The following is a 19,313-nucleotide window of genomic DNA, read 5'->3' as shown; positions in this document are numbered from 1 at the left end:
TGTTAGGTTCTGGAGAACTAGGAAAAGAAGTGATTATTGAAGCGCAGCGTTTGGGTGTAGTGACGATAGCGGTTGACCGTTATGCAGATGCACCAGCTATGCAGGTAGCTCACCGCAGTTATGTAATCGATATGATGAATGCAAAAGAGCTTCGGGAGATTATTGAAAGGGAAAAACCTGATTTAATTGTGCCTGAAATTGAAGCGATTGCAACCTCTGAACTTCTTAAGTTGGAGGATGAAGGATTTACAGTCATACCAACGGCTCGTGCAGCTAAACTGACGATGGATCGTGAAGGCATTCGCAGGCTTGCTTCTGAGACTTTACAAATACCCACTGCCCGCTATCAATTTGCCGATACATATGAAGAATTTGTGAAGGGTGCTTATAAAATTGGTTTCCCAAATGTAGTGAAACCATTGATGAGCTCTTCAGGTAAAGGGCAAAGTGTATGTCTTACTGAACAAGATTTAAAGTCCTGTTGGCAGTCAGCCATGGAAGGAGGGCGTGTGCAAAACGGTAGAGTAATCATTGAAGAATTTATTTCATTTGATTCAGAAATAACGCTATTAACAGTTCGGACTGTTGAGGGTACGAAGTTTTGCGCACCGATTGGACATATTCAAGACGGCGGCGATTATATTGAGTCCTGGCAGCCTCATGATATGACGGACCAGCAAATAGAAGAAGCTAAACGGATCGCACTTGCGATTACTGATGAGCTGGGTGGTTTAGGTCTGTTCGGAGTAGAGCTGTTCCTATCAGGAGAAAAGGTATACTTTAGTGAAGTTTCTCCACGTCCGCACGATACGGGGTTAGTCACACTAGTTACACAGAACTTATCCGAGTTTGCCTTACATATCCGTGCCATTTTAGGATATCCGATTCCAGAAATTACATTGGTTACTCCAGGAGCGAGCCGTCCCTTGAAGGCACCGATTGAAGCTGAGAATTATAGCATCTCAGGAGTTGAAGAATCGTTGTCCACTCCAAACACTCAAATCCGTATTTTTGCTAAACCCGTTACTAAACAGGGACGCCGCGTCGCAGTAGTTCTTTCTTCAGCAGAGACGACAGAAGAGGCAAGAGGCCTAGCGAATCAGGCAAAAGGATGTTTACAAGTAAACGAGAAATAGACAATGCCTGCTAATTAATTGAAAGAGTGCCATTCCAATCAGAATGGCACTCTTTTTAAAGATCGGGACTAAGCTTTTAAGGGGGACCAACCCGAAGAAAGCACTTTATTATGAAACTCTCTACTAAAGTAACGCAGCCATTTCTTTCTCACCCGCGTACTTTATTTGGATTAGGTTGTGGAGTTGATCTCGTACTTGGTCCAACTCAGGGGTATTCGTGGTTTGGAGAATCCGGCATAAACGGATAATCCTTTCTTTAGGAAGGCCATGAATATACTTCATAATAAAGTCTTTGTAATAGATGAAATACTGTTTTTTTCTTAACGCTGCACCGGCAGTAGTTATAAATACATCATATGAAAAATGCTCCTGAATTTCCTCCTCATAGCGAATGATATAATCCAAAACATTTTTGTTAACTAGATTCCGCTGCACCTTAATTGCTTCGGTAAGATATTGAATAAATAACGGGCTGAATCCTTCTGGCAGGAGTGAATCCATTTCTAACTGCATATCTTTTCGAAGATAAAATTGATTCAAACAGCCGAGCTTTAGTTCCTTTATCTCATTATTGTGTATATACAAGCCAATTTTACGGAGAAGTTCGTAGGCTTCTTGGTAATGGCCGATATCAATTTTCTTTTGTGCATACCGCTTATTTTCATTTATTCCTTCAGTTAGTTTTATTTGATCTGTTAAAACTAGGTCATCGAGCAGTAACTTTTTTTCACTCACTCGCATGGAAAACTTCCACATACTATATCCGATAAGGATCAATGTTCCAAGAAAAGTTGTTAATAAAAATACCGTCAGGTCAAGGCTGCTTACAGCAGTTATGACTAACAAGGTGAATAATAAAAGCAGGTGATTTTGAAATTGCAGACGATATTTTCTTGTGACAAATTGATCCAATGTATAAAAACCTTTTAGGCTGGGACAATTTAGACATCCATTCTCAGGAAAAAGAGTGTAGCTTTCACACTTTTTACATAGATGGATTTCAGAAATTAATGACTTAGGCACAATAAACGTAGTCAGCTTAACAGACAGCTTCCTGATAGGATCACCCGCTTTCTTTCATTATTTAGAATTAAGCAGTTCGATGATTCTGTTATCAATACTTGGGGTGTCTTCTGCAATTACTTTATCGATATAAAGCATATGAATTTTCCTAACGAGAATAAGCAGAAATATAACGACAAAAATAATAAAAACCATCAGTGTATCCTCCTTGGTTCGTAGTTAATAATTACATATATTTACTTTAATTAAAAATAAATGTAATAATTAACATATAATGTCTAACTAATTATAGTTAAAATGTAAATAAAATACTATAATATTCATATAATTTGCTATTTTCTATTATTTATAGATTGCTTGGTTTACGTATGTAAGGGGGGATATGGGTGAAATTATCTAGATATATAAGTTTTATCACGATCAGCTTATTTATAACGGCAGGCCTGCTGCCCATAAAAGGATACGCTGTGGATACTGCCGAAAAGATGGATGCAGTGTTAGTTGTTGATGTGAGTAATTCCATGAATAAGAGCGATAAGAAAAAAGTAAGTAATGAAGCAATGAAGATGTTTGTTGATATGTTATCCGTTAGCGGAGATAAGGTAGGGTTAGTTGCCTATACTGATCAAATTAACCGTGAAAAGGCTTTGCTGGAAATTAATTCAGAAGAGGATAAAACGGATTTCAAAGAATACATAGATTCCTTAACAAGAGGATCCTATACTGATATTGCAATAGGGGTGAATGAGGCTGTGAAAATTCTTGATGCTGGCAAGGCTAAAGGACATTCACCTCTGATTATTCTTTTGGCAGATGGAATTAATGAGTTAAATCCGGATTCAGGACGCACGCAAAAGCAATCGGATAAAGATATGCAAACAGCCGTTAATAAGGCGAAAGCAGAGGGCTATCCGATTTACACCATTGGTCTTAATGCAGACGGCAAGACAAATCAATCTGTATTAAAGAATCTATCAAAAGAAACAAGCGGAATCTATTTTACGACCAATTCAGCAGACGATCTGCCAAGTATTTTGAGTGAAATATTTGCCAAGCATTTAAAGCTTAAGGTTGTTCCGGTAACAAAATTAACAGCAAATGGAAAATATCAGGATGTTGTCATTGATATTCCAAACGAAAATGTAATGGAGGCCAATATATCGATTACCACAAATAAACCGATTACTGCCAAATTATTTGACCCTGACGGCAAGGAAGTGAACATCCCATCCTCTAACGTTTATTATTCAAGTTCTAATGCTTATACTCTCATAAAGTTAATTAAACCGGCATTCGGTAAGTGGAAGATCCAAGTTAAGGGAATTAATAAAGACAAAATTGATGTCAATATGATTTATAACTATGATTTAGGGCTTCTTCTTGAGGAGCCTGCTAATAAGAACTACGGAAAGAATGATACCGTTGGAATCAAAGCATTTCTTGAAACGGGCGGAAAGAAGCTGCAAAGCCCTGTAATGTACAAAGAGATGAAGGCTAAGCTGCTGGTAACGGACTTAACTCTCAAAAAAGTGGTGGAGTATCCACTGGATACTGACGGAAAGAAATTTTTTAGTAACTGGAAAATTCCTGATCAGCATAAATACGAATTAAAGGTACTAGCGGAGGATAACAGCTTTTCACGTGAAACGAACAGTATTGTTATTGATGCAAGTAGAAAGACTTCATCGGTTTTAGCAGAAGAGCCTAAAGAGGGTAAAGGAGTAAAATGGCTTGGAACTGGGATTGGTCTACTTGCCGCTGCGTGCTTCATTTTTTATATTTTGTCCCTGGTTAAGAAAGCAAATAGAGGATTTATTGGTCAGATGGTTATAGAAGTCAGAGATGAAAACACGGGAGAGAAAACATCGCCGCAGTATCGAAAGCTGAATGCTTTTAAAGGAAAAGTGAGATTGCATCAGCTGCTTCAACTGGCACCTGAATTTATTGAAACAGAGTCTATCATTCTAGTACCAGGAAAGAATGACACACTTATACTCTATAACAAGGGCGAGGCTGTTATTGAAAGATCGGGTAGAGCCGTTGACGCAGCACAAGGGTTGGTACTTAAGAAGAATGATCGTTTGAAAATTATGCTTCATAAGGTCAATAAATCGATATCACTAGACTATATTATTTAGGGGGATAAGACATGAAGGCAACAGTTAGAGAACATATCCAGCAACTTGACGTTTCAAAGGGGGGCGGAATAGTCAGTGACAAAATCCGTGTAGATACAATTGATAACCCCATGTTGGTTATTGGTTTAGGCGGTACCGGGATCGATGCCCTTCTGCGGTTGAAGTATCAGGTAAATAGACGATTTAAATTACCTGCGGATCCTATTTCTAAAAAGAAAAAGAAAAACCGGCTAATATAGAATATTTGGCTTTTGAAACGAATGAACAAGATCAATTTAAGAAGTATAAAGGCATGGGACTCGATCCTGTCACGGAATTCGTCCTTCTATCTAATGCTGAGATAGGGAGTCTTTTGCAAAACCGGAGTACACTGCCGAGTTATATTACAGACTGGCTCTCACCGGAGCTTTTGATAACGGATGGAATCAGTGGTGCTTCAGGCGTGAGACAAGCAGGACGTCTCTTGTTATTTACGAAGATTAATCAAGTAGTCCAGACGATAGAGAGGAAGATTAAAGTCTTATCTGAAGGGACGAATAAACGGTTAACTGTATTTATCATGACTGGAATTTCTGGAGGAACTGGATCCGGCTGTTTCCTTGATATCTCTTATATTATCCGCGGTATCCTAGAGAGGGAACACGGAAGTGCCGGTGTAGATAAGGTTAGTATTCTAGGTTATCTATTCACGCCTGACGTGAACTTATCGAATAAGAGCTTAAATACGCATACTAGCGAATATATAAAGAAAAATGGTTTTGCTGCTTTGAAAGAACTAGATTACTGGATGAATGTTGATGAACGCAATGAACGATTCAAACAGCAATACGGAAACATCCTGAATGTTAATTCTGCCATGCCGCCGTATAATCTCTGCCACTTAATTTCTGCAACCAACTTAGAAGGTAAACCGCTTGAAAATGCCTATGATTATACCATGAATGTGACAGCCGAAAATATAACGAATTTCATGGCGAATGAAGATAAGCAATCTGGAGAAGAGTTTGCCATCCACGATTATATAAGCAATATCGGTACAAATATTAAGCAGATGCATAAAGAATACACAGCAAATTATATGTATAACATTCTAGGGGCTTCCTCGGCCATTCTGCCGATAGAGGAAATGACTACCTACCTAGCTTATAAAGTGTTTAAGAAAATGGAGAAGATGTTTCCTGCTGCCCCTTCACAGGAAGAAGTAGAGAACTTTGCGAATCGAATTGGGCTTGATGTTGATTCTGTACATCGGAAATTTAATTCACTCGTACCCGAACCAATTCCAGGCTATGAAAATAGTGATCGGCTTAGTTATGCGAATGTGGTTAAACAGCAGGTAATCAGTATGGATTCGGAGCTAGACCAAGGATATCTCACAAAAGCCAGAGAAAATTACATTAAGATGAAAAAACAATACCCAGCGGAAATTCTTGAAGAATTTAAAGATCAAATTAGACGTACATTCTTAAATCCTGAGCAAGGACCATTTTTCGTCTCACGGCTTATATATACTCACAAGGGATATAGCCTCCTTAACTTGATTCAATCGTACATTGAATCATTAAAAGAACAGACCTATCGAAAACCAATGGAAATTTCCGATGCTTCCGATCAGGCAGCTGAAAAAATGGCTGATGCTAAAAGTGCATTATTTTCAAAGGATAAAAAGAAAAATGCCTTTATCGCAGCTAAAGTAGAAGAATATTATCTGCGTGCCGACAAAGAATGTATGGAACAAATGGTCGATTTTTATCATGACATTCATACGATGATTAATGATGAAAATAGTAAAATGTACGCGGTGGTTACAGAAATTCTTAATTCATTAAACACAATATTTGAAAAGAATGGTGAAATCCTGACGCGTGGGCAAGAAAAACAGGATCGACAGGGGAATAAAACGTATTATTGGGATGTTGTTAGTGTTCCGGATATGGCCGGGAAGATTACCGAGATTCTGGAAACGAAAGACGGAAATGATATGATTCAAGATTTTACGAAAGAACTTCTTGATCAGTCAAATCGTTGGGTGAAGGAGCAGGATATTGATATTATCAGTTCTATTTCTGATTTCCTAACTGATAAATTCGGAGATTTGATAACCAAATCAATGGAGGATTTTCTTGTCATGAAGTATGGAGAGGAAGAATCCATCGATCATATTGTCGAAAGAAAAATAGCCAAGACACTCGATGAAGAAGCTATACCGGTATTTCATTTAAATAATAGTGTAGGCAGCTTGGTATTCCCTTCTTGGGGATTTGTCTCAGTTCCACGGCAGGCACCAAGTATTCTAAAAGGAATTAAAGATTTTCAACGGACATCTGTCAGCGGCTCTCGTTTTACAGTTAAGGAAAGTGAAGTCCGTAATCGTATCTTCTGGTTGAATACAAAGAATGGAATCCCTTTGTTTGTCTTTACTCCGCTTTCTAGTTATGAAGAAATTTATGAAAAGTCGATCTTCGAACGTGAAGGAGTCGGACGTCATTTATCGCAGACGAAAGCAATGAACTGGGCCTATCTACCATCTCCAATTCCTGAAAAATCGTGGGGGGATATCTATGAAAATCCTCGATTAAAGGATTATAACGGGAAGGTTCGTTCAATTTTTAACGAAGCTAAACAATGGGGCATTATAAAAAATAAAGGCGAACATATCTCTTCCAATAATAAGTTTGAGGTCTATTTATCTGAACGATTCAGCATGAAAGAATTCTCTGTCAGCTATTTAGTGGAAGATGCGACAGGGAAACCTAACTTTACTGAAATAAAACGCTTTAGAGCGGATCTTCAGCAACTATTGAATGAGCAGCTGCCGATTGCCGTTACCAAAGATATCTTTTCCAGCAGTAATGAACAGGATGCTATTGAAAACTTTATTCGTACACCAAGACAAGTAGAAGCTGTTAAGGAGGAAATTCAAAAATATGTGTCGATTCAGGAAAAACTGAATGAATTAGATGCTTTCTTACAGTCCTATAAGGATGAAGAAACAAGTCTTCAAACATTTATTGAAGTTTTGTATACCGATACGATAACCAAAAGAGGCGCTCTCTTTGTATACGATCATGATGTAGAAGAAGATAGCTGGGAACCACTCCTTAACTTAACGAAGGTAAATACGTTTGTTGAATATGAGCTGTATCAAGTATATCGAAGTCTTGATTCTAAACGTAAAGCACTTCTTGAAAAGAAAGCAGACCGCCGAAACACGCAAATGGCGAACAATGCGGATACAGATTTGCTGACAAAGAAACTTGAACGTTTAATGACTGTGGCAAGAGACTCAAGAGCTGAGCTCGAGTGGACTCGAGATGAACTTCCTAATGGTAATGAGGTTTACGGCTTTTATAAGCAGATTCTTGACAGGTCAAATAGTCTAGTGAAAGTACTAAAATAGTCTTTTAATGGGGTATGATCATGCGCGAATTATTAACTGAATTCACAGATGAATACATCTTAAAAGCAGAAACCACTCAAGTGGGCAAAGATGAGCGGCGGATCATTAATAATCCAATTTGTTATTTATTTATTGGCGATCAATCCCTGCCAGCGCTTAAAGCGATTTATAAAATGAATCAGCGAAAATGGGCTAATCATGAAGGGATTATTTATATTCATGTCTATTTAGAAGAAACATGGCAGGAGAAAAATGTCTATTCCTTTAAGGCAGTTGATGAGTATGAAGCTGGAAAGAGGATACGCCCAAGTATTTATGAGCGCTTTTACCAGAATGAATCGAAACTGATTGAATATAACCAACTTTTACGGCAGGTGAATGTCCGATTTTCTGAGCTGGGTGTTATGTTCAACTCGTTCCAAAAGGTTCATCTATCAATGGTTACACCAATTGTTGATCCGTTGACCATCCTTAGTGCCGAATTGACGATTCTTTTAGAAAATTCCTGCCAAGAGCTGTTTACGATGCACTATCTCGATGCTTTTTGTTTAGTGGAGGAGCGGGGAATTGTAGAAGATGAAGCTGCGTTTGGTATTAGCTTTCTCGAGGAACTAAAGGTGCTGCAGCGGGATGAATACGTATTTACAGCGGACATTCATGTCACTAAGGATAACATTCGTATGCCGGTTACTCGATACAGCGGACGTCTGTTTGATCTGGTGTATATATTGGGTGATAAGGATGAGCGGGGTTTATTTGCTCCAAACGGTATGGTTAAGAATTACGAAATAATCTCAACCATCGTTATGATGAAAAATAAACTGGTTAGTGAACATCAGCACTTCACTGGCAATGAGAGCTATAACAATGTGCAGTTTTCGAAGAATAGTCAAGATGATGAGGGGAATCCCGTGTTTGTAACAGCGGGATTTTCTAAAGTAAGCCGGCCAAATAAGGCGATTGCGATTAATGTGCTTTATTATTTTTATCAGTATCTTATCAAAGTGATTCGTGAAAGGACGACAAAGATGGAGACTGATGCTATTCTTCGCCTGCTGGAGCTAGATGAGTTTTCCATTGAACGAAGAACAGAAAGTATCCTTCCATCAGAGGATAAGCTAGAGGAAATGCTCGTGCTCATGCCAACATCTACGACATTTTCTCAAGTGAAGATGCAGACCTTAAAAGAAGTGGAAGATACTTTTTTTGGGAAGTCAGCCAAGCTGTTTTTTGCTGAAAATTACGAAACTTTTTTAAATGAAGATCGACAGTTGGCTGGTAAACGTCTAAAGCAATTGCTAAGTAAACGAGTCGTCGAGCAGCCAGGCTATGGAATCTATACAGCTTATCAGTGGACGGATGATTCTATGATTCAGCGGCTTTTGAAACTAAAGGCAGGTTATGTTAACCAAATATCCAATCAAACGATAGAGTTAGAGAAAGTATACGAGGAACTAGGAATACATCAGAAATTCAAAAAAAACCTATTTTCTGAGAAAACCACGACTCGACAATTTATTTCTCACTTTTTACTAAAAATATACAGAATGAAATGGCAAATCCTCAGAAATAGATTGAATTTAAATACGGTAAATATGTACATTGATGTACTCGAAACATCAAATCAGGAGTTTGAAGAACAAATTAAGACGCTGGAGATTTTAGAGAATACCCTCCGTGAACAGGCAGAGCAAGTCATTACAGGATATCAAAGTAAAATTAATCAAAACATTCCTGAATATTATCAGCGAGTGGTCGAACTCATTCTTCGCGATATAGTGGAAACACGAAGTACAGAAATCTTTTTTGACGAGAGTAACCTTGGTAACTATTCACTATCACTGAATAATGGTACTTTCCTAAGAAGAGTCTTAACCATGTGTCACAAAATGATCTTTGAATCAGCTAGGCTTGATCATACTTTCGAAGATGAAATTCTTGCACGAGGAAACATTATGGTCTCCTATGGTGATGCAGTGGTCTTGACAAAGGAGGAGCTGTTTAGTGAAATCTATCAGCTTCTAGATAAGGATTCAGCTTGTCAGGTCCATTTACTAGAATACAACCAGAAACACCGTTATGAAGAAAACTATTATTTCGGGGATTATGAAAGCAGCTTTATACAATTTGCCTTAAGCATGGATACAAATCTCCCTTATCGACATGGCTGTATTCATGAAAGAAGAACCAGTGGAATTGAAAAACTGCATCTAATGGGCGGCTTTCTTATTGAAGATCTACGTTTTTACCAAAGCAATTATCGTTATTATGAAAAATATCAGGAAAATGGATTTGAGTTCCATCCGGATGCTGCTTCCATCACTCCTTAAATGAATGGAGGTAAAAAATGAAAGTAAGAAAATTCAACTTCTTTCTACTCATTTTGACATTACTCGGAGCCGTCATGGGAGCCATTACGGGCGAAATGCTAATGGAGAGGCTTATGACGGTCATCCCAACCAGTATTTTAGTCGGTTTGTACTTCGGTCAGCTTGGATTGTGGATAGGAGGAATGGCGTTTATTGCAGAGAAATGGAAACCTGTTCTGACTGGGAAACGGTGGGCAGATCAATATGCGTTATTCTCGTTAAAGCTGTTACTGCCGGTTATGTTTGTACTGCCCTTTGCAGCTGGAACCATTTTGCAATACGTTTATGAGCTTGATGCATCAACTATTAAACGTCCTCAGGATATTGTCCTGGTCCTTGATGTTTCAGGAAGTATGCTGGAAACAGATCCGGATAAAAAAACTGTGACAGCCGTAAAAGAATTCCTGATGAACATGAATAAAAGTCAACGTAGTTCATTGTTTCTCTTTAATGATGAAACCTCGATGATTCAGCCCTTTACATCGTTTACGAACGATGAGGAAAGGGAAAACGCCGGGAAGGCTTTTGAAAAGGTGATTCAGTTTTCCGGTGGAACAGATATTGCTCTTAGTTTGGCAGAGTCAATGAAGTATATTGAGAGTAATAATAGCGGCCGGCGGACGATGGTTGTATTACTTTCGGACGGAATTAGTGAAGTGAATGTAGGTGAAACACTACAACCGTTTCAAAATCGGGAAATTGTCATTAATACAGTCGGATTAAGCAGAGAAAAATATGAAGGGGCTAAGCTGTTGAGCAAGATATCGGCACAAACGGGCGGCCAGTATTATAGCGTGAATGATACAGACAAGCTCGCGGGTACTTTTCAAGAAATTCAAAAGAATGCCGAGGAACGACTGCTGATTGGTGAAAGAACAGGCAGTGCTGGTTATATGCTGTTATATAAAATCTTGCGAATTGCTTTTATCGCTCTAATAGGCGCTGTTCTTGGAATGGCACTTGGATTGATGTTTGATAACCGGTTCTTAGCTCAAAGTTTTACATGGGGCGGACTAGCTGCTGGACTGATTGCAGGCTTAGTAATGGAATGGGGGTTTAGAAACTATTATTTACACGGCTTCTTAATACGAGTATGGGCTGACATTCTTTTAGCTGTGATTATTAGTATTTTTTCAGCAATTGTTCCATATCAAGTGTATATGGCTAGAGAGGGAAATAATAGAATCCTATCGAGTCGCATGAACGCAAATAATGATCTAGATCAAAAAAAATCCAGCAATTCGTTTCATTAAAGAATGGGGGAGGCGTTTCCATCATGAACTGGAATGAAGCTGAACCTAGTCAATGGGTTAATGATGTCAGCGTACGGAATATTGATCATATTAATATCCTCACTTGGCAATGGCCGAGAAATATTCAGTATGTATACATTGCTAAGGTAATTGAACAGGAAGCAGATATAGAAAGAAGCGGAAGGCCGCTTAAGTTATATACGAGAGAAGAATATAAAGCAAATGCGGGATATAAGGACTCTGTCACATCTATTGGAAAGATTGTGTATAAGGTATATCCTGCAATCCGAAAAGATGGACAGATGATTGTTCTAGATCAGCAAAATCAGCTCAACGAAGTAAGTCCAAAAACACAAAAGGGAAAGATCTTTTATTCCATAACCTATAAAAAAAACTGGTTTTCTCAACAAAAAACCGTTCGAATCAAGGTTAGAACGGAAATTTCATTACCAAAAGAAACGCTCAGCTATGTAAAGAAGACTGGGAGCAGTCCGTTGAACATAGAAGATGGTTCAGTTTATTCTTTTGTTCATGACTTTGATCAAGGTCTTAGCCTGCTTCCTGACATTCAAATTAATAAGCAGGACTACATCGGCCTCTTCTTTACCAATGGAAAAAAAGACGGTGAGCACTATGAGTTAATACCAGAATAGGGGGATAAGGATGCTAAGCATATTTAAGAATTTATTTAAAAAAGAAGAAGTCATCAGGCCGTCATTTTACAATATTGTCTGTCCGTATTGCTTTGAAAAATACCCTCCGGAACGTGTTGTATTTCGTGCACAGCATTACCGAGAAGAGGACGAAGAATATGCGCTTCAAGAAGATGAAGCTTTAAATAAGTATAGAGCTAAATTTGGAATGGATGCTGCACCTGAGATGGAGGCCATTTTAAACCCAGAATATGCACATGAGGACGATAAAATTTATGTAGACGGAGTGTTAGTGGGGATGACTGATGCTCATGGAGAGTTAACGAAAAAACGATTATGTCCGTCCTGCCATAATGTCCTTCCTATTAACGCCGGAAAAGTACCAAGTAATATTATTTCAATTGTGGGAGCTTCTTCAGTTGGAAAATCAGTGTATATGACCTCCTTAATTCATACTCTGCAAAATACGACCGCACATCATTTTGATGCTGCATGCATGCCTTTAAATGGGGAAGTCAGCCGTAAATTTAAGGAAAAGTATGAAGATCCGATATTTGAATATGGCAGAATGCTTCAATCAACACGCTTAGAGCTCCAAGAACCATTTATTTTTCAGTTGGTTTTTAAGAACGAAGAAAAGGCACCGCTTACGCTTGTGTTTTTTGATGTTCCTGGAGAAGGAATGGTAGACCAAGATTATCTATCTATATTTGCTTCTCATATTAAGAACTCATCGGGTATTCTCTTTTTAGTCGATCCGCTCCAAATCAAGACTATTCGTGACCGTATGCTGATAGGCCTCGACGAAAAGGGTGATTTATCCGATCGGTATGCAGAGCCGAGGGAGGTAATCTTAAATTTATATGAGAATTTTATCGGACATCAAGACAGAGGGAAAACAGATATTCCAACTGCGGTCATTTTGACGAAAAGCGATCTATTAAAGTCTTTAGCAGAGGAAGATGGAGAATACCTTCAGCCTAATAGTAATATCTTTCAAAACTATGTACATAGAGAGGCACTTAATTTACTAGAATTCGAGAATATTGATGGAGAGATTAGACGACTGATTGAAAAAATTGACAGGCCGTTCAAAGATGCCCTAGATGTTTACTTTAATCAGACAGCTTACTTTGCTGTATCGGCTCTCGGTTCAAATCCTATCAATAAAGAGATTAATGGAGTCGTCAATCCTGTTCGAGTCGATGAGCCCGTTATCTGGCTATTGAATCAGCTAGGCTATATTGACGGAAAGGAATACTAAGGTATGACTAAAATTCAGCAGCAGATTTATACGAGGGAGCGCGAGGGGATTTTTTCTTCCTCACCAGGCTACTCAACTATCGCAGCCTCACCTGGATTAGATAAGTCTTACATTAAACAAACGCTTCAGCAGCTTTGCGCTTATTATCCGCCGCAGTCTTTGACAAATGCAGGTATTAGAGAAGAAGAACGCTATCCAAAAGCCAATTTAATCACCTTCACTGAAATGGGTGAATTAGTGATTGGCCAAAGTGTATACAAGGAATCTGATTATACGGGTGAAAGAGAAACATTTTTCAGCCATAACTATATTATTCCAAAGGATAGAGTGAGGGAATACCTAACTTCAGCTGACAAGCTGTTTGGAGAACTTCCATTTCGATTGAATTATGATGTGTCACATGGAAAGGTTCTGAATGAAATTGATGCACTGCCGGTGATGAAACCATCGATACAACCATTGAATCAGCTTCTGATTGAGCTTGGAATAAGCGGGAAACAATTTAAACAAGTGGTATATGCGGTATTAATGTCAATGACAACGAAGAAAAAAGTGTATATTTCATTACCTGGTGATGTCACCAAGGCGACACAAGGTGCCTATCAATTAGGTTATTATCTCTTTCAGTGTATGCCTTTTGAGATGCGAAAAGCGTTTAGCATGCTTACCTACCATGCAGAGCCGCAAAGTAAGAAACATATAGGATTAATGTTTGTAGAAAAAGGAAGTATTCGTCCGCAAGACAGCACGATTCAAAGGGACTTTGTCTTTGATTTTGACCAATCTTTTTTTCTAAATATCAGTGATGAGGCAGATCAGGAGCCATTCATTCAATTTGCCAGCAAACTGGTCCAAGAGCGCTCAAGAGATTTAGACCATTTTTACGCCTATGCAGAAACAAATTTGCTGGATATCGCTAACCCTTCGCTTACACTCTACAATGAACTAAGCAGGTTATATCTGTTGAAAATGGGTGAATACCACGAAACTGAAGAAAAAAAATTAGTCGTATTTAAGAGCTTTCGTTCTTTCTTAACGGGAGATAATTATCAGGATAAGCCTGAACTTTGTGAACAACTACATGCGTTGATTGATCAAGAAAGTAAGAGTCTTACACCGAGTAATCTGCCTGAAAAAGAACTGATTAGCGAGATGATTTACTTTTATTCGATTTTTTCCAGGGAAAATCGTAATCCGTATGTTTCGTTTTTTTATAGGGTCCTTTATTATGGCAGCAAGGATTTGTCCTATATAGGTTTTCTCTATAGTCAGTTAAAAGCCTTTCCGGGTTTATTTAAAGGGGTAAACCAATTAGTCTTTAGTAAAAATCATTTAATCTCGATTGTATTTGAGCCATATATTCAAAATTATTTTAGTCGTATTACTACACTGGATATACTCATGAATGAAATCGTATATTGGCATGAGCATACTCCTGAATCCCTTGGAAATTACAGTTTTCAAAAAGCTGCCAGCGCAGGGATACTCAGTTTGTTTCCAAATGAAAAAAACCAGCTTCAAGCCTATCGTAACGTGAAGAAGCTGCTGTATGCAGACCAAGGATATGTGCGTTCTGAGGACGTTGAAGTCTTTAAGAAAGAAATAATTGAAGAGTTATCGCTTTTGTTAATAAGAGAATTAGATTTGAACTTGGTAAGTCCGAACGATTTAAATCAACTTACAGTGATCACAAATCGGGTTCCGAAATTGCTTCAGCTTGGTGAAGTGAAGTGGAAAATAAGGGTGATTCAACAGGCACAAGATATACTGCAAAAAGGGTATCCAAGGGAATCTGATAGACATGCTCATCAGCCTTACTTTACTCAATTGCAAATGATGCTTTTAAAGGGCATACCTGATAAACGAATTGTGCAGCTGACAGAGTTGACGGCCTTTTGCTTCCTGAATAAGGATCAAAACCAAACGAATCTTTACCGATATGATGATATGCTGTCATATGTTCATAAAAATGGCGGCGGACTCGAGGGAGTCAGACAGTTTCTATTTACTTTTTCAAGACTTGATGACGGGCTTATGGAAGAAGACCCGGATTATAAACGTTCTGTTCAACGATATCTGCATAATCATGCTTTAGAGATTTTCGAAAACAAGCGAACACTGAAAAGATGGCAGGACAACGCTCAACTGAAAAGCTTGTTGGACCGGGTTAAATATGAGCGGATGTCAGGTTTTAGAAAGTTTATATATACGAATAAAAAAGTGCTTATTTCTGGTGTAATGCTAGCTGTCTTAACCTGCAGTGCTCTGACTGTGTTTACGATGTATAAAATGAATGAAGCGGAGAAGGACAAAGAAGCAAGTGAAGAGGCTGCTGCTTTATCTCCAATCCTGTTTATTAAGGAAATTAAATCCGTTGAAAATCAAACAGTCGAGTTACATGCATATGATAAAGAAACAGCAAAAATAGAAAAGTCTAGTCAACAGATTACGATAAGTTATCTTGGTTATGTTTATACGTTAGATACTAAATGGGCTACAGTTGATAAAGAAAAAGAAATCATCTCTTTTCAACGAATTGACAGCAGTCATTCACCAGATATGGAGAAGCTGGCAGAAATCAGTGAAAAAAAGAAAGGACAAGAAGAATAATCACGATGGAGGCACTGGCCGGTACAGTGCTTTTTTTGAGGGCACGGAGAAGTAGATTTCTTCATACATATAAATAAACGGTTACCATCTAATAGGAATAGGAATAGTAATTATTAGCAGCTGTGTCTTCTTCGTTTTCTTTTAGTGAATAGGGGGAAGAGAAAAGAAGGAGAAGTGGGAGGAATGAATCATGAATAGTGCCGAACTAAAGGAAAACCTGACTCAAAGAGCAAAGAACACAAAACATGAACTAAAACCCTGGATGAAGATTTTTGCCAGAATTGGTTTTATGACAAAAGGGTTTGTGTTTATTTTAGTAGGGATCCTGTCGCTGCTGGCTGCTGCTGGGATTGGAGGAAAAGCGAAAGGGACTAACGGTGCTATTGAAGCTGTGGCAACAAAACCTTTTGGTGAAGCGTTGCTATGGGTGATTGCTGTAGGATTATTGGGCTATATTATATGGCTGCTCATTAAAATAATTGAAATAAAATCCTTGAAAAAAAAGGAGGTTAAGGGCTGGACGACGAAAGCAGGAGATATTATTTCTTGTGTCATTTATATTGGTATAGCCTATAAAGCCTTTTCTTTTGCTATTCATGCCGGAAGTACAGGTGACAGTAAACAGACCTGGACAGCAATGATATTAGCAACTGACGCAGGTCCTTGGCTTATTGGTTTAATTGGTTTAGGAATCATTGCGAACGGAATTTTTCAAATTTATTCCGGTTGGAAAGAGAAGTTTATGTCACAATTTAAAGTTACTGAGATGAGCGATACGGAAATTGAGGCGGCTAAGAAGTCAGGCAAAATCGGATTCATAGCACGAGGGTTAATATTTAGTTTCCTTGGGTTTTTTGTTACTCGAATGGCGATTACTTCTGATTCAGATAATCCAAAAGGATTAGATGAAGCTTTGCAAAAGCTGCTTCAACAGGATTATGGGTCATACATGCTTGGCATCGTTTCAATCGGATTAGCTTTTTATGGAATGTATGAGATACTGAAAGGAAAAAATAAATACTTAGATCTTTAATCTCTGAATCCTCTGTCTTCGGGGATTTTTTTTTAAAAGAGTTGAAAAAATATGGTTTTTAATATATAGTTACTTACATAAAGTAAGTAAAGAGGAGCGTTAAAAATGAAATATCAAAATCATCCTTATACTTATGTAGGGAATGTTCATTTACTGGTTAAGGATTTACATCGCAGTATGACTTTTTATAAAGAAGTGATCGGATTTACCATACTTGAACAAACAGAAAAAAAGGCCGCGTTATCGGCGGATGGCAAAACCGTTTTACTAACAATCGAACAGCCGGAAGTAATCATTGAAAAACAACCTCGGACAACTGGCTTGTATCATTTTGCACTCTTGCTGCCGACCCGGGCAGACTTAGGGAATGTTCTGCTGCATCTTCTCCAATCGGGGTATCCTCTGCAAGGGGCATCTAATCACGGTGTGAGTGAAGCTATCTATTTAGGAGACCCAGATGGGAACGGCATAGAGATTTATGCAGATACCCCAGAAGAAGAGTGGATATGGCAGGATAACCATGTGCAGATGATTACTGAATCGATGGACGCAGAGGGTGTACTTGCTAGCCGGATAAGCGATACTTGGAATGGATTACCTGTGGGAACGGTCATGGGACATATCCATTTGCATGTTTCAGATTTAGTGAAAGCAGAAGAGTTTTACATCAAAGTCCTTGGTTTTGATGTGGTGTTAAGATACGGAGCACAAGCGTTGTTTATTTCAACAGGAAACTATCATCATCATATAGGCTTGAATACCTGGGCAGGCGTTGGAGCTCCTGCACCAACGAAGAACAGCTTGGGATTAAAAACCTTTACCTTGCATTATCCAGCTATTGAAACGCTGCAAACCGCTCTAGCCAATTTAAAAGAATTGGGTGCCTATCTAACAGAAGACAATGGGTCGTACATCACACAAGATCCTTCAGGAAATGTAATACGATTATATGTATAACAAGGTAGACACCGGGATAATTTCTCGGTGTCTTTTTTGGGGTCCCGTGAAAGATTTTAAAATATTAAGTAAAAGTTAAGAAAGGGATGCTACTTTAATGGTAAAGAGTCAATATAAGGGGGTTGAGTATGCATAGTTCTCATAAAGGGAGAAAACTCGTTCTTGTATGTTGTTTGCTAGGGATTGGACCGTTTGGGTATGAACGTGAAGTAAGGGCAGAGACGAACGGAGAAGTTGTCCAAACGGAGAGTGAAGTTTTATCAACACTGTCTGTTAGAGGAGTACAGTTAAATCAGGAATTCAATGCAAATGTTAAGGATTATCGTGCTTCAGTTGGAAGTGATGTGACGGATATTCAGCTTCTTGCCGCAAGTGATACTGACAACGCAGTGATTACCGTAAATGATAATGTGGTCACCGGGGGGCAAGAAAGTACATACAAGCTTATTACGGGGGAAAATAAATTTGTCATTAGGATCGAAGGCGAAGAACCGGTGACATATACGCTTATCGTTACAAAAGCACAAAGCAGCAATTCGAATTTGGCTAGTCTCAACTTGTCAAAGGGAGCACTGTCATTTGAAGAATCAGTGACTGATTATCAGGTAAGCGTTGAAAACAGTGTGAGTGTCCTTTCTGTGAAGCCTAAAGCAGTAGATACAACGGCTAGTATTAAGGTGAATAATCAAGTGTTTATTGGTACAGCAATCTCCGTTAAGCTGCCTGTGGGAAAAACAAAGATTAAGATAGTTGTTACTGCAGAGGATGGTACCCAAAAGACATATGTGCTCACCGTAACACGAAAGGCGAAGACTGTTAATGACGATACAGAATCTGAACCGAAATCGGGAACTGACACGAAAACAGATGATGATACAAAGTCAGGTAACGGTGATGATGTCAAAAGAGACAACCCATCCAAGGGAAGTTCTTCTGCACCAACTGAAAATACGAAATCTCCTTCACAAATGCTATCAAAATCACAACAACAAGCAGGCGCTGAACTTGCAGCTAAGCCAACATCAGAACTGGGTTCGAATCAAGTGGAGAGTAATGAGAATAATGGACCTAAGCTTTCCTCGTTATCGATTTCAAATGGAACGTGGAACAAAGCTTTTTCAAGTAATGAATTTACTTATCATATCTCGGTAGATACTGATGTTGAACGTGTTACATTGACAACGGCAGCAGACAGTAACTCAACTATTAAGATTGAAGGCAAAAGCAGTAAGACTATTTCATTAGCAGATGCAGCTAAAACAATTCTATCGGTTGTAGTCTCAAAAGATGATGAACGAAGTACGTATATATTGGTCATTGAAAAAGACCTCGACACAGCAGGAGAGTCAGAGGTTGATTCGATTGATCAAACGGAAGCATCAGTTAGTGCCGTAGATGTAAAAGGAAAACCAGGAGGAAATCGTATGAATATGGTGGAGGGTAGCCAGCTAACCAAAGAATCTTCGTCTATCTGGTC

12 protein-coding genes and 1 pseudogene are annotated in these 19,313 nt (G+C 38.6%); 11 read left to right on the top strand and 2 right to left on the bottom strand.

Going from position 1 to position 19,313, the window contains the following annotated elements; all coding sequences use genetic code 11:
• A partial coding sequence (purT, locus tag WYK_RS03045; protein ID WP_040373132.1) for a phosphoribosylglycinamide formyltransferase 2 occupies positions 1-1,136 on the top strand: 1,136 nt, incomplete at its 5' end.
• A 123-nt stretch (positions 1,137-1,259) separates the two neighbouring features.
• On the opposite strand, the gene WYK_RS23155 is transcribed toward purT, so the two are convergent.
• The gene (locus WYK_RS23155; protein ID WP_051387285.1) at positions 1,260-2,048 is read right to left on the bottom strand and encodes a hypothetical protein; all 789 of its coding nucleotides are present in this window, start codon (positions 2,046-2,048) and stop codon (positions 1,260-1,262) included.
• 168 nt (positions 2,049-2,216) lie between these two features.
• Positions 2,217-2,354, bottom strand: coding sequence for a hypothetical protein (locus WYK_RS24755; RefSeq protein ID WP_161629095.1), 138 nt, complete (start codon positions 2,352-2,354; stop codon positions 2,217-2,219).
• A 191-nt stretch (positions 2,355-2,545) separates the two neighbouring features.
• Between WYK_RS24755 and WYK_RS03035 the strand changes: the two genes are divergently transcribed.
• The 10 genes and pseudogenes from WYK_RS03035 to WYK_RS02990 form a co-directional block, all read left to right on the top strand.
• A complete protein-coding gene (locus WYK_RS03035; RefSeq protein ID WP_040373131.1) occupies positions 2,546-4,297 on the top strand; it encodes a vWA domain-containing protein in 1,752 nt (583 codons plus the stop codon).
• An 11-nt stretch (positions 4,298-4,308) separates the two neighbouring features.
• Positions 4,309-7,697: pseudogene (locus WYK_RS03030) on the top strand (tubulin-like doman-containing protein).
• A gap of 20 nt (positions 7,698-7,717) precedes the next feature.
• Positions 7,718-10,027 carry a hypothetical protein gene (locus WYK_RS03025; RefSeq protein WP_040373130.1) on the top strand — a complete coding sequence of 770 codons (2,310 nt, stop codon included), beginning with the start codon at positions 7,718-7,720 and terminating at the stop codon, positions 10,025-10,027.
• A 17-nt stretch (positions 10,028-10,044) separates the two neighbouring features.
• Positions 10,045-11,319 carry a vWA domain-containing protein gene (locus WYK_RS03020; protein WP_040373129.1) on the top strand — a complete coding sequence of 425 codons (1,275 nt, stop codon included), beginning with the start codon at positions 10,045-10,047 and terminating at the stop codon, positions 11,317-11,319.
• Between the two features lie 23 nt (positions 11,320-11,342).
• Positions 11,343-11,972, top strand: coding sequence for a hypothetical protein (locus WYK_RS03015; protein ID WP_040373128.1), 630 nt, complete (start codon positions 11,343-11,345; stop codon positions 11,970-11,972).
• A 10-nt stretch (positions 11,973-11,982) separates the two neighbouring features.
• On the top strand, positions 11,983-13,236 hold the full coding sequence (locus WYK_RS03010) for a TRAFAC clade GTPase domain-containing protein (protein WP_040373125.1): 1,254 nt from the start codon (positions 11,983-11,985) through the stop codon (positions 13,234-13,236).
• Positions 13,237-13,239: 3 nt separating this feature from the next.
• On the top strand, positions 13,240-15,846 hold the full coding sequence (locus WYK_RS03005) for a GAP1-N2 domain-containing protein (RefSeq protein ID WP_040373124.1): 2,607 nt from the start codon (positions 13,240-13,242) through the stop codon (positions 15,844-15,846).
• 190 nt (positions 15,847-16,036) lie between these two features.
• Complete coding sequence (locus tag WYK_RS03000) at positions 16,037-16,879, top strand: DUF1206 domain-containing protein (protein WP_040373123.1); 843 nt, start codon at positions 16,037-16,039, stop codon at positions 16,877-16,879.
• 105 nt (positions 16,880-16,984) lie between these two features.
• The gene (locus WYK_RS02995) at positions 16,985-17,836 is read left to right on the top strand and encodes a VOC family protein (protein WP_040373122.1); all 852 of its coding nucleotides are present in this window, start codon (positions 16,985-16,987) and stop codon (positions 17,834-17,836) included.
• 128 nt (positions 17,837-17,964) lie between these two features.
• The coding region (locus tag WYK_RS02990) for a cadherin-like beta sandwich domain-containing protein (protein ID WP_040373121.1) at positions 17,965-19,313 on the top strand (1,349 nt) is incomplete at its 3' end.

The organism is Peribacillus psychrosaccharolyticus ATCC 23296, from assembly GCF_000305495.1.
In the GTDB taxonomy this organism is placed as follows: domain Bacteria; phylum Bacillota; class Bacilli; order Bacillales; family DSM-1321; genus Peribacillus; species Peribacillus psychrosaccharolyticus.
The sequence above is the reverse complement of the archived record's forward strand: the minus strand, read 5'-3'. Positions and strand labels throughout refer to the sequence as shown.

Excerpts from the sequence above, each read along its gene's own strand:
- WYK_RS03025 (WP_040373130.1), top strand. The coding sequence starts at position 7,718 with ATGCGCGAATTATTAACTGAATTCACAGATGAATACATCTTAAAAGCA.
- WYK_RS03005 (WP_040373124.1), top strand. The coding sequence starts at position 13,240 with ATGACTAAAATTCAGCAGCAGATTTATACGAGGGAGCGCGAGGGGATT.
- WYK_RS03020 (WP_040373129.1), top strand. The coding sequence starts at position 10,045 with ATGAAAGTAAGAAAATTCAACTTCTTTCTACTCATTTTGACATTACTC.
- WYK_RS03000 (WP_040373123.1), top strand. The coding sequence starts at position 16,037 with ATGAATAGTGCCGAACTAAAGGAAAACCTGACTCAAAGAGCAAAGAAC.
- WYK_RS02995 (WP_040373122.1), top strand. The coding sequence starts at position 16,985 with ATGAAATATCAAAATCATCCTTATACTTATGTAGGGAATGTTCATTTA.
- WYK_RS03010 (WP_040373125.1), top strand. The coding sequence starts at position 11,983 with ATGCTAAGCATATTTAAGAATTTATTTAAAAAAGAAGAAGTCATCAGG.
- WYK_RS24755 (WP_161629095.1), bottom strand. The coding sequence starts at position 2,354 with ATGGTTTTTATTATTTTTGTCGTTATATTTCTGCTTATTCTCGTTAGG.
- WYK_RS03015 (WP_040373128.1), top strand. The coding sequence starts at position 11,343 with ATGAACTGGAATGAAGCTGAACCTAGTCAATGGGTTAATGATGTCAGC.